This window comes from Ruegeria sp. CDSB114 (genome assembly GCF_059611025.1).
Map to the genome: position 1 here is coordinate 1 of NZ_JBXWOT010000016.1, position 15,229 is coordinate 15,229.

At 55.3% G+C, this 15,229-nt stretch carries 10 protein-coding genes and 2 pseudogenes; 6 read left to right on the forward strand and 6 right to left on the reverse strand.

Going from position 1 to position 15,229, the window contains the following annotated elements; translation table 11 throughout:
* The 4 genes from AC2FIP_RS20450 to AC2FIP_RS20465 form a co-directional block, all read left to right on the forward strand.
* On the forward strand, positions 1 to 249 hold a 249-nt coding region (locus AC2FIP_RS20450; RefSeq protein ID WP_496787966.1), incomplete at its 5' end, for a hypothetical protein.
* 219 nt (positions 250 to 468) lie between these two features.
* A complete protein-coding gene (locus tag AC2FIP_RS20455; RefSeq protein ID WP_496697429.1) occupies positions 469 to 996 on the forward strand; it encodes a hypothetical protein in 528 nt (175 codons plus the stop codon).
* A 227-nt stretch (positions 997 to 1,223) separates the two neighbouring features.
* Positions 1,224 to 2,324 carry an efflux RND transporter periplasmic adaptor subunit gene (locus AC2FIP_RS20460; RefSeq protein WP_496697427.1) on the forward strand — a complete coding sequence of 367 codons (1,101 nt, stop codon included), beginning with the start codon at positions 1,224 to 1,226 and terminating at the stop codon, positions 2,322 to 2,324.
* Between the two features lie 8 nt (positions 2,325 to 2,332).
* Positions 2,333 to 5,449: an efflux RND transporter permease subunit gene (locus AC2FIP_RS20465; protein WP_496697426.1), complete on the forward strand. Its 3,117-nt coding sequence runs from the start codon at positions 2,333 to 2,335 to the stop codon at positions 5,447 to 5,449.
* 9 nt (positions 5,450 to 5,458) lie between these two features.
* On the opposite strand, the gene AC2FIP_RS20470 is transcribed toward AC2FIP_RS20465, so the two are convergent.
* From AC2FIP_RS20470 to AC2FIP_RS20495, 6 genes and pseudogenes are all read right to left on the reverse strand, one after another.
* A complete protein-coding gene (locus AC2FIP_RS20470; RefSeq protein ID WP_496787969.1) occupies positions 5,459 to 6,754 on the reverse strand; it encodes a c-type cytochrome in 1,296 nt (431 codons plus the stop codon).
* A 2-nt stretch (positions 6,755 to 6,756) separates the two neighbouring features.
* On the reverse strand, positions 6,757 to 7,275 hold the full coding sequence (locus AC2FIP_RS20475; protein WP_496697422.1) for a (2Fe-2S)-binding protein: 519 nt from the start codon (positions 7,273 to 7,275) through the stop codon (positions 6,757 to 6,759).
* Position 7,276: 1 nt separating this feature from the next.
* The gene (locus tag AC2FIP_RS20480; RefSeq protein WP_496697420.1) at positions 7,277 to 10,078 is read right to left on the reverse strand and encodes a xanthine dehydrogenase family protein molybdopterin-binding subunit; all 2,802 of its coding nucleotides are present in this window, start codon (positions 10,076 to 10,078) and stop codon (positions 7,277 to 7,279) included.
* 124 nt (positions 10,079 to 10,202) lie between these two features.
* Entirely contained in the window at positions 10,203 to 12,185 is a 1,983-nt protein-coding gene (locus tag AC2FIP_RS20485; protein ID WP_496787971.1) for a heparinase II/III domain-containing protein, read from the reverse strand.
* Between the two features lie 419 nt (positions 12,186 to 12,604).
* Positions 12,605 to 12,715, reverse strand: a pseudogene (locus AC2FIP_RS20490) (transposase); the annotation flags it as partial.
* 132 nt (positions 12,716 to 12,847) lie between these two features.
* Complete coding sequence (locus AC2FIP_RS20495; protein WP_496787972.1) at positions 12,848 to 13,327, reverse strand: hypothetical protein; 480 nt, start codon at positions 13,325 to 13,327, stop codon at positions 12,848 to 12,850.
* 109 nt (positions 13,328 to 13,436) lie between these two features.
* Between AC2FIP_RS20495 and AC2FIP_RS20500 the strand changes: the two are divergent.
* Positions 13,437 to 13,967: pseudogene (locus tag AC2FIP_RS20500) on the forward strand (transposase); the annotation flags it as partial.
* Positions 13,968 to 14,167: 200 nt separating this feature from the next.
* The gene (locus AC2FIP_RS20505) at positions 14,168 to 15,127 is read left to right on the forward strand and encodes an IS110 family RNA-guided transposase (protein ID WP_496787975.1); all 960 of its coding nucleotides are present in this window, start codon (positions 14,168 to 14,170) and stop codon (positions 15,125 to 15,127) included.
* Positions 15,128 to 15,229 lie beyond the last annotated feature (102 nt).

Genomic DNA, 15,229 nt, shown 5'->3' on the forward strand with positions numbered 1-15,229 from the left:
GTTTCCTTGATTGTCGAGATAACAGACCCAGCGCTTAGCGATGGTGCGATGAGTTATCAATACAAGGTCATCAAAGGTGACGAACAAACTTCAATCGAAAACCCCTACGTGGTGATAGACGGTTCTACTTGGACTCTCTGGGCCCAAGGGTTCGCGAATGATATGGTGGGCGCCGGTGCAACGGGCAGCAGCCAAATTTCAACAGCAGTTACGATTGATACTGATGGGGCTGAGGTAACCGGCAACTAGCCTGCCCCTTAGAGCAGGCTAACCGGTTTTTAACGAAAAATTTCATACGCAGATGAAGAATTCGTTAAAGCCAGTTGGCTGTCGCGCAATCAGCGATCGGAGGATTCTAATGAACAGTTTGAACGATATCACCTATCGTAACTCAGGAGACAATAGACCTTCTTACGCAAACCAAAGCAAACACTCTGTTCTCAGGATGCTTTTATCTAGGATCAAAAAATGAATCAGAACATCAAACTTTTTTCCATCGCGATTGCCACAGTTGGCTTTGGAACCGCAGCAATCGCGGACTCATCCCAAGACTTTACGTCTGCGGAAAGCGTTCTCCTTGTACAGCACAGCGACAAGGCCGCGATGTCCGACGGTGTGCTCACGCTGGTGGGGGCTGACAAGAACCTCATTATGTTCACGGATCGGCCGCACCGGGCCGCCGCAGCTATCCCAAGTGAACATCTTGTCAAAATCTGGAGCGAGGGAGACGATAGCTTCGCTGCCGATCCTCCAAACGCTGCTTTGGTGGGCCAGCAAGACGGCAATCCCGTTTCATTGATCGTTGAATTGACGAACCCAAGGGCATCAGGTGAGGATTTTGAGTTCGGGTACAAACTTATCGAGGGCGAGGAAATCACCGAGATTGACCAGGCATACATCGTGATTGATGACTGCCTTGTCTGCTATTCCGATTTGGTTGAGTTTGCGACAGGTGATCCCATACCGTACATGATTAACCCAAACGACCCGAAATAGCGGATAGATCCGGTTCACCTCGTGAGGCTAGTTCTGGCGAGGTGAGCTCGAGTTCGGGACGCTTGGGCCGTTATAGCTTTCCCCAAAAAGTTGCATGAAGCGTATTTGGAAGTTGTTGAGGTAATTGGCGGCCTCTTCAGGCAGGCGAGTTGACAGATTTACGTTGCGCCACCGAACTCGGATGTGGATAGTGCTTAAGCACCCCCGACCAAACCGCTGAGCGCTTGATGAATTCCATTGCCATATTTCTTAGCACGCTAGCTGTGCTTGTACTGGCGAGCCCTGTCGTCGCTCAATCGGACCCGCCGCCCCCCAGTGTTGTGGTTGCTAAAGCGGCGAAACAGGAATTGCAGAAACAGGATGAGTTTGTAGGGCGCGTCATTGCAGACCAGAGCGTCGACCTGCAGGCGAGAGTCGCAGGCGTTCTGCAAGAGGTCAACTTTACCGAAGGTGGAACGGTCAAAAAAGGTGACGTTCTGTTCAGGATCGAAAAGAGGAAATACGCCGCAAGTGTCGAAAGTGCTAAAGCCGCTTTGAAAAGCGCTCAGGCCAGCGCACAAAGCGACAAGGCCGCGCTGGATCGACAGCAGACCTTGTTTGACAAAGGCGATATCGCCCAATCAGTTCTGGATACTGCCTTGGCCACCTATGCTGAAAGTCAGGCGGGTGTTGATGAGGCTCAGGCCGCGCTGAAGATCGCGCAAATTGATCTGGACTACACCGAAATCGCCAGCCCCCTGGACGGGCGGATCGGGTTGTCTTCGGTTGATGCGGGCAACATTGTCGACACTGACAGTGGTGTTCTTGCGACGGTTACCAGCGTTGATCCCATTCTGGTAAGTTTTTTCGTCAGTGAACCTGTTTTGCTGCGCGAACGCCGCAACGGGTCGATCACTGCGCAGGGCATCAAACTGGCGACGCAGATCACCCTTGCCGATGGTCAGACTTTTGGAACCGAAGGCAAGGTAACCTATGTGGGTGACAGCGTCAGTCAGGACACGGATACAATCGAGCTGAGGGCAACGTTCGCCAATCCGGACGGGCTTCTTATTCCCGGTCAGCTTGTCATCGTTGCGCTCAGTGGCTCGGACGATGCCAAGGTTCTGACCGTGCCGCGCAATGCGGTGCAGTTCGACAAGCAGGGTTATTTCGTGTTTTCCGTGGATGACAAAAACACGGTTCATCGCACAAATATTGAGATCGGCACCCAAACCGCGACCAGAACCCAAGTGAACTCTGGCCTGAAAGATGGGGATCGGGTCGTTGTGCAGGGATTGCAGAAGATACATGATGGGTTGGTCGTAAAACCGGTCGATAGTCAGAGTTAGGTAAGGGCTTGATCTCTCACTATTTCATCAATCGTCCGCATTTTGCTGCCGTGATTTCAATCCTGATGGTTCTTTTTGGCGCGGTCTGTGTCCGGCTGATGCCAATCTCGGAATATCCAAACATCACACCACCGCAGATCTATGTATCCGCAAATTATCCGGGCGCAGATGCGCAGGTTATTCAGGAATCTGTGGCCACGCCCATCGAGGAGCGGGTGAACGGGATCGACGGCATGCTGTACATGCAGTCCAAAAGCTCGAATGACGGCAGCTATGTGCTGAGCGTGTCCTTCGAGCTGGGAACCGATCCCAATGTTGCGGCGGTCGAAGTGCAAAACCGTATCGCCCTGGCAAGCGCGGAACTGCCATCGGTTGTGCAACAGCAGGGGATCGAGGTTACCAAACAATCCGGTAATATGATCCTTGTGATCAACCTGACCTCGCCGGACGGATCGCGGGATGAGCTGTATCTGAGCAATTACGCGGCTGATTTCCTGCATGATCCTTTGCAGCGTTTGAAAGGGGTGGGCGGGGTCTCGCAGTTCGGGCAACTGGAATACAGCATGCGGATCTGGATCAACCCGGTTCGTATGGCCGCGCTGAATATCACCGCGTCAGAGATTGCCGATGCGATTGAAAGCCAGAACGTTGTTGCGGCCGCCGGACAGGTTGGCGCGCCACCTTTTGGCGATGCGCGCACCGATTTTCAGTTCAAACTGCGGGCCGAGGGTCTGTTGCGGGATGCCGAAGAATTCGGCCGGATCATCCTGGCAACAGGCGATGACGGATCGGTCACCCGATTGGAGGATGTGGCACGGATCGAGCTTGGATCTGCCACCTATGCCGGGTCCTCGCAGCTGAATGGCGAGGATACTGCAGCGATTGCGGTGCATCAGGAAAGCACCGCCAACGCTTTGGAGATTTCGGATAGTATCCATACCCTAATGGGCGAGCTATCCAGGAAGTTTCCCGAAGGTGTCTCATATGAAATTACCTATGACGTGACGGATGCCGTTCGCGTATCGATCGAGGATATCCTTAAAACGCTGGCGCTTACCGCCGGATTGGTGATCGCGGTTACGTTCCTTTTCCTGGCCAGTTTCCGGGCGACTATTGTGCCCGCAATTGCAATCCCAGTTTCGCTGTTGGGTGCGGTCGCACTGATCTATGCGATTGGGTTCAGCGCGAACATGATCACATTGTTTGCATTGGTGTTGGCCATCACCCTCGTGGTCGATGACGCCATCATCATCATTGAAAATGCCGAACGGATTGTAACTGAAGACGGCCTTGATCCGCGCAAGGCCACGCTCAAAGCGATGTCGCAAGTCAACCGGCCGATCATCGCAACCACCTTTGTGCTTGCCGCGGTCTTTGTGCCGGTGTGCTTTTTCCCCGGCGTGACCGGAACGATCTATTACCAGTTCGCCGCGACGATCATCTTCGCATTCGTGCTGTCTGCGGTGAATGCGCTGACATTGGCCCCGGTGCTCTGCGCCATGGTTCTAAAATCAGGCATGAAACCGATTGGTCCTTTGGGTTTTGTGCCTGCAGCTGTCGCATGGATCAGGCGACAGTATATGCGGCTTGTTTCGCTGATGTTGCGGTACATCATAGTCTCGCTACTGGTGTTCGTCGCCTGTGTCGGAGCCACCCTGTATCTCTTCAAGACCGTGCCAACCGGTTTGATCCCTCAAGAGGACAACGGCGTCTTGCTGGCGGCTATGGCACTGCCGGATGGGGCATCGCTTCAGCGTACTCAGGCGTTCATGTCCAAGGCAGGTGAGGTCATCGAAAAGGCCCCCGGAGTGGACACCGTTACCACTGTCTCCGGTGCCAGTATGCTGGCAGGAACCCGTTCGAACGCCGGAATGGCGATTGTCACGCTGAAGCCATGGGATGAACGCACAAGCCCGGATCTGCATTGGGAAGCGATCATGCGGGATCTGGATCAACAGCTGGCAACTCTGCCTGAGGCGGAAAGCTATGTGTTTCCGTTCCCGACTATCCATGGTCTCGGATCGACAGGGGGCATTTCGGTCGAGCTGCTGGATCTGGAAAAGGGCGACGGGGAGCAACTGGATTCAGTGATGAATGCGTTTGTCACGGCCCTAAACGCGGCACCAGAGTTTGCCCGCGCACATGGCAGCTTTTCGGGTCAAACCCCGCAGTATCGCCTGTCGGTCGACCGGGATCGCGCGGAAGCGCTTGGCGTGAGCGTTTCAGACATCTTCACAGCGCTGCAAGCCAACCTCAGCACGTATTTCGTTGACAATTTCATCCTGTCCGAACGCGTCTATTGGGTCGTCATCTCAGCCGATGCACAGTTCCGGCAAACACTGGATGACGTCGATAATATCTACGTCAAAAACACCGCAGGTGAGTCGCTGCCATTGCGCAACTTCGTGACCAGCGAGCCCGTGCTCGCCCCGGATGCGATCCCCCGGTACAACCTGTTCACAGCAGCCTCTGTCAGCGCGCAATTGGCAAACGGTGTCAGCTCGGGCGCGGGCATCAAAGCCATGCAAGAGATCGCGGATAAAACGCTGCCCGATGGGTTTCGGATCGATTGGTCCGGTGTGACCCAGCAAGAAGTTAAATCCCAGGGCATGGTGCCCTACATCATGCTGTCGGCCTTGATTCTGGCCTTTCTGTTTCTGGCAGTCCTGTATGAAAGCTGGATCTTGCCGCTTTCGATCATTACCTCGACCGTCTTTGCACTGTTGGGCGCGCTTATTCCCATTGCGTATTTTCCGTTTCTCACCAGTAACATTTTTGCTCAGATCGGTATGGTCTTGCTGATCGGACTGGCAGCAAAGAAAGCCATCATGGTTGTCGAGTTCGCCAATCAGCAGAGACAATCCGGGGTCAGCATCCGCGATGCCGCCCTGAAGGCCGCCGAAATCCGGTTCCGCCCTGTCACAATGACCGGCCTTTGTTTCATCGTCGGTGTGCTGCCTCTGGTCCTGTCCAGCGGCGCAGGCGCAGCGGCTCGGGTGTCCATCGGTTATCCCGTTCTGTTTGGTATGGTGGTCGACAGCACACTTGGTCTTTTGATGATCCCAGTGCTGTATGCAGCGTTTCAGTCTGCAAAAGAATATCTGGTTTCGCTTCGGACGCGCTAACTGCGCAACCTACTGCCGGGATTCATTAAGTATTGTTTGAACGGATGCCGCTTCTACCGTTGGCAGGCCCGTATTGCCGAATTCCACGCGCAGGTAATTTACTAGGTCGGTCATCTCTACGACGCTGAGCCGCCCACCAAACGAGGGCATTGGGCCGAAATCCGAACCTGTGCCGGTTGCCTCCAACCCTTGATCGATGACCAATACCAAGTTCACCGCGTCAGCCTGGGATACGGTGCTGTTTCCGGACAGTGCAGGCATTACCCCGGGAATGCCCTGGCCCTCGCCCCCATGGCACAAGGAGCAGTTGCTGAGGTATAGCGATCTGCCCCGGGCCGCATCATAGATATGGGATAATTGGGCGACACCAGAGGTTGCTTCGGATTGTCCGCCATCATCAGTGCTTCCCGTTTCGGGCGGCGCTGTATCCAGATTCAGCAGATAGATGGCGATGGCCGATCGGTCCCCGGGTTCAGCTTTGCTGAGCGAGTTCTTGATCGCCAGATGCATCTCTCTGAACGCTGTTCCCTGTGGCCCGGTCCCTGTCGCAAAAAATGAGGTCAGATCGGCGTGCGTCCAACCTTGCCGGGCCAGTCCGGCTGTGGTGATGTCGGGTGCCTCAAAATCAGTCAGCTGCGCGCCGCTTAGCGCCCTATCATTCTCAAGCGCGCCCAAGGCATTGCGGGGCGAGTGGCACTCACCGCAATGTCCCAGACCGTTGACCAGATACGCGCCCCGGTTCCAAACATCACTCCGCGATGGATCGGGTTCAAACGGATGCCGGTCGGCGAACAATGCGTTCCAGCCGAACAAAGACAAGCGGATGTTGAAAGGGAATGGCAATGTGTTTTCCGGAACCGCCGCGTCGACCGGATCAAGGCTCATGAGATAAGCAAAGATGGCATCGCTGTCGTCGCGGGTAACCAGATGGTACGAGGTGTAGGGCATGGCCGGGTAGATCGGGGCCCAGATGTTATCCGCACCGAATGCCAGCACCTGATAGAATTCGGCGGATGTCATATCGCCGATCCCTTGGGCTGAAGGGGTGATATTCGCCGAATAAATCCCGCCGCCAAATGGTGTTTCCAGAAACCGGCCCCCTGCGAAGGATGCACCGGTTTCCGCGGTGTGGCAGGACACGCAATCGCCCAGAGTTGTCAGATACTCTCCTGCGTCGATGCTGGCCTGATCCGTGGCCAACGGGCGCTGTTCCACCGTCGGGACACCCCAGAAGTATGCGAATGCAAGATATCCCAGGCCGCCTAACGCTCCAAGAGTTGCAAGTGCTTTCAGAACGCGTCCCATACCTATTCCTCTTTGGTCAGAGTGGCGTCCGACAGGATCAGATCACGCATTGCCTCAAAGTATCGGACATAACCGCTGCACCTGCAGACGTGGTCACCCAATCCTGTGTGGACGGCCTGCTCGACCTGATCTTTGGCAACCGGGTTCGCGCGTAGCTGTGCGATCAGTGCGGTGCCCGCGTTGACAAACCCCGGCGTGCAATACCCGCACTGAAAAGCGAAATTGTCGACAAAGGCCTGCTGTACAGGTGACAGTTTGCCGTCGGAGGCATGCCCCTCGACCGTTGTGACTGAGCTATCGGCAAAGGACGTTGCCCCCGCAATGCAAGTGCGCCGCGTGGTAACGGTGCCGTCTGGTTCCTCGACTATCACAACGCACGCATGGCAGACGCCGATGCCACAGCTGAACTTCGTACCGGTCAGGCCCAGCACATCGTTCAGATAGCTTACCATCGGCAGGTCATCGGGCACATCGTGCGGACCAACGTCCTTGCCGTTCACTTTCATTGTTAACCGGGCCATTTCACAACGCCTCTCTGATCTTGTCCGGCGTGGCGGGCAGAGAGTTCACCCGCGCGCCGACCGCGTTGTTAATGCCGTTCAGAATGGCAGGGACGACAGGGATCATCACAACCTCACCCATGCCCTTTGGCGGGTCTGTATCACTGATCGGGTCCAACACTTCGAGCGTTGTTTTCCACACCGGGACCTGAGCAGCCTTTGGGATGTGATACCGGTTCAGGTTCCAAGTTCCGTCGCCGGGTCCGCCGTCGTAAAGCGGCAGATCTTCGTACAGAGCGTATCCAATACCCATGGCGATCCCGCCCTGCGAAATGCCCGACACCAGTTCGGGAACGATTGGGCGACCGCATTCCAAGACCTGATGGACGGCCTCGACTTTGACGTCTCCGCTGACCTTGTCGACAGCTAAACCCACCACGGCGCCACAGGCGGCGTAATAGTTGACTCCAACCTTTTCAAACTCGGTCGAAGGGAAATTGACCTCGGTCCGGTCAATCAATGTCCAATCCTCGCCGCCTTGCCGGATGGCCAAAGCGTCAATCGCCAGCGTCTCGGATTCACCTTTGATCGGGAACGTCGCTGTGGTCCAGGACCAGCGGTTGAAGCCATGCACCATGGCCCCGGTCACCAGGCCATCACGGTGCGCACGGGATGCGAGCTGTTCCAGTGTCAGGGGCTCCATTCCTGCGCCGGTCAGTTTGCCATCGACCCAGCGCATCTTGTCAAATGTCAGGAATTCGCCTGCGGCCTCGCCGGACAACGGACCCTCGCTCCAGATCGAAAGGGCGGCGGGCCAGAGGCCGTATCGCATGATGACATACGCCGCCTGCGCTGGCCCGTGGCTGTTGACGCTGGCCCCGACAGACGCGCCCGTAGGTGATCCGATCAAGGGCACCCAGCGCGGGTTCTTCGCCGCCTTGTCCTGGTCGGCCTGAGTGATCGCCCAGGCATTGCCTGAGGTTTCCAGCTTTAGCGCGTCCCAGGCCCCCTGCACGAACATCTCGACCTTATCGGCATTTCGCCCCATGTAATCCCCGACGCGCCGGGCCGAGGCAGTTGACAGGCCAGTGCCCATTTCCACCCCGTCGCTGTGCAGCGTGATCCTACCCTCGGGCGACAAGGTGACGGATGCGCGGGTTGCATCGCCGCCGCCTCCGTAATCCTTCATCACGCACGCGACCCCAACGCCATAGGTCTTGCCCGGATTGGCAGATTCATATGCGCTTTTGTCTTGAGCACGGCTCTGCCAGAGCGCACTTTGTTCCAGCCGGTCAAGGACTTCGACGGATCGCGCCGCGCCACTGGCGGCGTTGCCGGTCAGGTTCAAATACCCGGTGCGCAGAGCGTTCTGGCGGCGCAGCTCGAACGGGTCTTTTCCCAGATCAATGGCCACTTCGTCGACCAGGCATTCCATCGCGGTCATCGTCTGCAGAGTTCCAAAACCGCGCATCGACCCAGCAGGGACGGCAATGGATTTCGTGGCCGTCGCCGTGACGTCGCTTTTGGGAACGTAGTAGATTGAGGTCGCGTTGGTCGCCCCAACATGGGCCACAACGGTCGAGAAATTGGCGCGCCCGCCGCCGTTACAGACAAGATCGCACACATAAGCCTGGAACTGGCCGGTTTCAGGATCAACGGCCAGTTGGTTTTTGATCTCGAAGGCGTGACGCTTTAATCCTAGCTGGAATTGTTGAAAGCGGTTCAGCGCCAGGCGCGTCGTGCGACCCGGCGAGAACAGCCCGGCAAGCGCAACATACAGCGGCAGAATGGTGTGATCTTTTCCGCCAAAACCGCCCCCCATCGACGAAAAGTGGCCATCGACCTCGCCCACCTTGTGCGGTGGTTTGGCGGATTGCACCAGATTGCCAACGGCCGTCAGAATAGCTTGTGGCGACTGGACCCCAAGCATCAGGGACAATTTCTTGTCCGCTGCTTGATAGGTTGCCAGCCCGGCCTCGGGTTCCATGAAGACATGATCGATCGACTGGGTTTGAAAATCTTGGGAATATAGCTTGCCGGATTTACCGTCCTTAAGATCGGCTCTGATCTGGTTGCCATAGAAACTCGCCTGCTCGGGGGCGGTACCTATCGCATCAGCCTTGGCCCAGACCGGGGCTTCGGTGTCGCGCAACCGGCGCGGTCCGACCCACCCGTCCAGCAGGGGCGAGTATACGTCCGGCCCGTAAGGGCTGTCGCCTGCAATGCGGGTAAAGCGATACGCACCATATGGGGTTTCTTCGGCAGGAGGCCGCGTGTCGCCTAAGGCAAAAATGGCATCATTGCCCACCAGAAAATGCTGTGCGCGCTGAAAGGTTGCGAGGTCATCGTAGATCAGCAACGCAACGGGTTGCCCCAAATACAGCGGCACAGTTCCGGGCTTGCAGAACAGGTCAGTATTGAAGAACCCGGTTGCGGCCAGTCCAGCCTTGTCCAGATCATCAGCGGTAACAACCCGGTCCGGTTGCATCTGGTCACCCAGCCCGGACAAGTCCAACCCTTTGAAAACCTTGTCAGCCTGCGGCGACAAAACGAGCGTAGCATAGCTCATATCATCCGGCCAGCCGTCTAAATCTGTGCCACGCACGTCGCTTGCATAAAGCTTGGCCCCGGTAACTTTGGCATACCCATCAATGCGATAATTGATATCGGTTCCGTCCGGTCCGCTCCAACCGGGCTCAATCGGCGAAGGTTCCCCGGGTGAGAATGCATAGGTCATCGTGGGTTTGAGCGCTTCGGACGCACCCACCATGCCCGCCGTTATTAACAGACGCCTGCGGGTCCAGAAATGCGGTGACTGAGTCATGGTCGATCTGCCCTAAGCTGCCTTATGACCACCATAAGCGGTCAATATGTTATTTGAAGTGAAACGACATTAAACCACCAGAAAACCGCCAAAAAATTACGGGACCCGGATTAAGGGTCTGGCCCTATCGGGCATTATTCGACAACGTGGCCTTCAACCGCCATTCGCTCAATGGAACTACCGTGTTGTCAGCATTGCCTGTGGCGTTCTCAAACAGAACAGCGATCGTTTGCAATGCGCCCGAGTCTTGAGCCTGCACATCGATCATCAATCTGCTAACACCGGCATTGGGGTTCTGATCGGCACAATCCGAGCTGTATGGCGTGTCGCATGGGTTTGCCGAACGCATTGAAAACACCGCCTCAGGCGGTGAAAGAATATGTGCCCGTAGTTCCTGCCCATCTTTTTGCAGGATCGCAGTTTGCCCGTCGATACTGACCTTTGCTTCGGTATGCATGGTCCAGGAAACCGGGTCTGCGTGACCTCGTTGGATTTCGTCCTGTACCAAAACCGACGCTTCATTGATCAGCGCAATGCCACGTTTTACGGCGCCGATGGGCCGGCCATAAGGCTCTGAAAGATCCGCGATTGCAAAGGTGAAATCAGAGAACTGCCCGAACTCTTCGATCTGAGCGCGCCCTGTCGTTTTCTGATTTTCTGAACCAAAAACCAGCGTGTTCTGACCAATCGTAGCAGTGCGATAATAGTCAAAGCGTTTGTTCGTGAAATATCCGGGCAGATGGTAGTTGCCAATCCCAAGATCGGTTGCCCATCTCACGCCATTTGCTTCAAGAACAAATGTGCCTGCATCAAGGTTGTTGTGGTGACTGCGCAAAGGGCCGGCTTTGAAGCCCACAAAGGTTGCTTTTGGGTCATCCCATGCAGATCGCATCGTCACCAGACCAAGCCCGCCGAACCAGAACGAGTTTTGCCGACCGTCGACGAGCCTAGCCTCGGAGCCCTGTCGCCAGATCAAATCCAGCGCAATGTGTGACGAGGGTTTGGAATTGGGCGTGCGCTGATTGTAATCGGGCCGGTTGAAATGCGACGCGAGCCAGGTCAGGGCGACCAGGTCAGTGTTTGTATCGCTGTCGCCGTAGTTGAACAACATGCCGCTCGGGGCCGTTACATGGGTGAGATAGTCGCCAAAATTTGCCAATCCGTCTGTTCTGGACAAGTCAAAATCATGCCCGAGTACCGTTTCCAAAGACGTGATCGCTATGGCCGCATCGCGCGCGGACAATGCGCCATACATTGGACCTTCTGGCCACGCTCCGTCCGGCGCAAACATGGCAAACCCATTTCGGAGAGAGGCCTGAGCATTTTCGATAATCTGGTCCGCAAGCTCAGGTTCAGCTTCAGAAACCGCAAGGGCTGCAACGATCATTCCGGTATTGCAGATGATATTCCAGTTAAACGATGCAACAGGCCAGGTGATATCTGCAGTTGCGGTGCCATCGGGCAAAGTGTTTGGAACCGGTGTCGGATGCACCCAACGTTGCGGGACAACCCACCCCTTGTCGAAGTTAGCTTTGTCCAGCTCATAGATCCCAGTGGCCTCGTTCAACGCTTTGCCGATAAGGGCGGACCTGATGGCCGAGTGTTCGTTTTCATCAAGTGTTTCACTGATCCAATTGTAGCCAAGCGCAACCGCCAAGGTCACTCTGCTCAATCCCAAAAAATGCTCAGGATGCCATGTCTCCAGATCTGCGAGTTGCAAAAGTTCCAGTTTGGTTCGTTCAGCAAATCGCTTGTCGCGGGTTAGTCGCCACGCCATGCCCAAAGTCGTCAGGCGCTCAACCGGCTTCTGGTCAAACCCGACAAACCCATTCTGCAACACGGAATCGTTAGTTTTGAGCGCGTCTACAATCGTAGCGCTGTCCAAGTAAGCCTCAGCGGCCGCAAGTAATGCTTCATAGTTCGAGGCGACAACCGCATCTGTTTTTCTCAATTTTTCAATGCGTTCAACAACATCATCAGAGAGCATAATTGTCGGCACGACCGTCTCGGACAAAGCGTCATTGGTGAAAAAAGCAATCAGGACCGAGGCTGCAATGAAAGTTAATAGCTGCGACAACCCCTTGCAGATGGCCGAGATCATGATCATTAAGAATGCGTCCTTTATCCCAACGATGATTGAGGGACCATCAGCGTCAAAAATGTTCCAGTCGAAGCGACGTTTCCTAAGCTACTCCCAATGTTTGGACAAGATTCCGCGTAGTTTAGGCTACTCTCTGTTCCTACTGATCTAAGTTGGTAGAAGAAAGATGACCGTGGGATCAACAGCAAGTTGCACCGCTTGCCAATCGGCAGGTCGGGATTGCATGGCTCAACCTTCCTCCGCCTCACTTGCCGATTCACGTTTTGAGCTTTGGTGACAAAAACCGTTGGCCATGGCCGGCTCCCTGATCTTGGCGTGCGGCTCTTTTACCTGCTCTTTGTCAATCTCAGCGGCTTTCTTACCGCCACGCTCCAACACGCCAGACGCGCCTTCAAGCAGGGCCCGCTTTCAGCCGTGGATCATCGCGGATGAACGCCAAACTGGTTTGCCAGCTCAGGAACCGTCCGCTTGCTCTTCAATGCCTCAAGTGCAACTTTGGCCTTGAACTCAGGCGAATGGTTCTTCCGTTTCAACATCTCTGATCTCCTCTTCGTCGAAGATCAACAGACAACAAATCGCAGCTAAAGTCAGTCAGTCCGATTTTCGAGGAGTAACTCAGACATCGACGAAGCGTTAGAACAAAAAGCCAACTTTCGGAGGTTGATGCACTACCATCTGCAATTTGGAGCATCCATAATGCAATCCATGGGATACTTCAAAGCATTGTCGATCACAAGCGACACGGATTCCAGCTTGCTGGCATCAATTCCGTTCACAGTCTGATAGTCAAACTGTAGGTTGCCGTCCTCCAGTTTCGGATTGCTTATTGTGACGATCAATCCAACCTGTTTACCATCGCTCAGCCCAGTCAAGGCCGCATTGGGAGGGTCAGCCGCAAAACTGTTTTCGCCTTTGTCCCAGTTCTCTACGATCGACTGTACAGGCGCAGCCATAGTGTCGCGATAAGGGCGATCCGTGAACAAAACAACTTGATCATCAATGCCTTCAAGCACCAACTTACCATTGTCGAGTGTCGCATTTGCAGCGACTTCCAAAAAGAGCCAACTCTTAGGTTCTTCCGCGGCAGCTACAGAGGCACAAGCAACAAGGCCTGCAAAAAATCCCTTTTTGAGTAAGTCGAACTTCACAATATTCTCCTTCAACAAGGTCGCTCTTCTGGCCGCAACAATCTCCGGCCAGAACTTTATGGTACCAATTGCCCTATGGTTGCAAGTTAAGAAAGATTCATCGAGAGGCATGATGTCAGGTTTATCGGCCGAGCACGGTGAAGAGAATAAAAGTACGATTGATGCGACCCATCTGAAGGCGCCCCGCACAGCGAACAACATGGTCGTCAGAACGGGGGGTGCCTGACCGCCTGATTGGTCGAGCCAAGTGGGGCATGAATACCAAACTGCATGCTATCTGCGACAGCCAAGGGCGGCCGCTCAGCCGTTTTTAACAGCGGGGCAAGTGATCGATTGCTTTGATGCCCGGGAACCGCTCAGTAGCAAACCAAATGTGGACTGGCTGCTCGGGAGCGCGGCTATTGTGCAGGATGGTTCCGAGATGTTTTGAAAAACAAAGGGATACGCGCCTGGGTCGCCAGTGCGAAAGCAACGCAAGACTGCCGTGAAGTAGGACAAGCGCCGATACAAAAGACGCAATCGTAATGAAATCATGTTTGGCAGGCTCAAGGGTTGGATACACCTGGAGACAAGTTATTACCGCTGCTTCAAGGTATTCCTCTCCGCCATCGCCCCCGCAGCATCCGTTATCCACTGGCTGTGGATCCTGAGCCTTCTGTATCTCGAGTTTGCTAACTTAACGCCCGTCAGCCACCTTTGCCGAGGTTACTGACGGGGCGGTGTATGGCGTCTGAGCCTTGTGGCATGACCACGTTTCCTAGCGAGCCAGCACCGTCTCTCTTCATCGTCTCGAACAGTTGAATGCGGCCGGTCTGGACCGCGGAGCAGAAGGAAGAGGGTATGAACAAAGTATCACACGAGCAGATCATCGGCATAGACGTCAGCCGCGATTGGCTTGACGTTCATTGTCTCCCGGGCATTCGTAGGTTGCGGCTTCCGAACAGCGATGAGGGCCACGCGCAGCTTGTTGGTCTGGCACAATCAACGCACGCGCTTGTTTGTTTCGAGGCGACTGGAGGGCAGGAATGGCGTCTGTGGACCGCGCTGGATGCAGCCGGTATTGCGACCCGGCAGTTACCGCCAGCTCAGATCAAAGCCTTCGCCGCCAGCCGTGGCACACGCGTCAAGACGGATCAGATCGACGCGGAACTCATTGCGCGGTTCATGGCATTTCGACCAGACGCAGGGCGCGAACTGCCACATGGGAAATTGCGCCTTCTTAGAGCCTTGGCATCAAAGCGTGCGCAGCTTGTCGAGACGCGCAAGAGACTTCTGGCGCAGATCAAGGCGCATGAGAAGTTGGGAACGGATGGGATATTCACTGAAGTTGATGCTGAGCTGAGGGCGCTGTTGGATCGACAGATCGGTAAATTGGAAGACCAGATTGCGCAGACGATCGCCGCAGATCAGGGCCTTGCACAAACCGCTGGTATCTTGCGTTCTGTCCCTGGGATCGGCCCCGTTACCAGCACTATGCTGATCGCGGAAATGCCAGAACTGGGCCAACTCTCGGGAGAACAAGCTGCTGCGCTCACGGGCCTGGCTCCCATTGCTCACGACAGCGGTGCGATGCGCGGCAAGCGCGCCATTGGTGGCGGACGGCGACAGGTACGACACGTCATGTTCCAGGCGGCTCTCGTCGCGAGTCATCACAATCCGCATCTCAAGATCTTCGCAGATCGTTTGCGTGACGCGGGCAAGCCACACAAAGTCATCATCACAGCAGTCGCTAGAAAGCTCGTCACAATCGCAAACGCACTCCTCAAATCTGAGCAAAACTGGTCGGCTCAGACCCCCTGAGAAATACAGTTGCTAGGCTTAACGGCGAGAATTGAAAGATCACTCAGCCGGTTTCACATGATTTCGATTTCACTTTGTGGTTGTTTGGTTAAGACTGTTCCA

Bases quoted from the DNA above. Each gene is read 5' to 3' on its own strand.
- AC2FIP_RS20455 (WP_496697429.1), top strand. From the start codon at position 469: ATGAATCAGAACATCAAACTTTTTTCCATCGCGATTGCCACAGTTGGC.
- AC2FIP_RS20460 (WP_496697427.1), top strand. From the start codon at position 1,224: ATGAATTCCATTGCCATATTTCTTAGCACGCTAGCTGTGCTTGTACTG.
- AC2FIP_RS20470 (WP_496787969.1), bottom strand. From the start codon at position 6,754: ATGGGACGCGTTCTGAAAGCACTTGCAACTCTTGGAGCGTTAGGCGGC.
- AC2FIP_RS20475 (WP_496697422.1), bottom strand. From the start codon at position 7,275: ATGGCCCGGTTAACAATGAAAGTGAACGGCAAGGACGTTGGTCCGCAC.
- AC2FIP_RS20480 (WP_496697420.1), bottom strand. From the start codon at position 10,078: ATGACTCAGTCACCGCATTTCTGGACCCGCAGGCGTCTGTTAATAACG.
- AC2FIP_RS20485 (WP_496787971.1), bottom strand. From the start codon at position 12,185: ATGATCATGATCTCGGCCATCTGCAAGGGGTTGTCGCAGCTATTAACT.
- AC2FIP_RS20505 (WP_496787975.1), top strand. From the start codon at position 14,168: ATGAACAAAGTATCACACGAGCAGATCATCGGCATAGACGTCAGCCGC.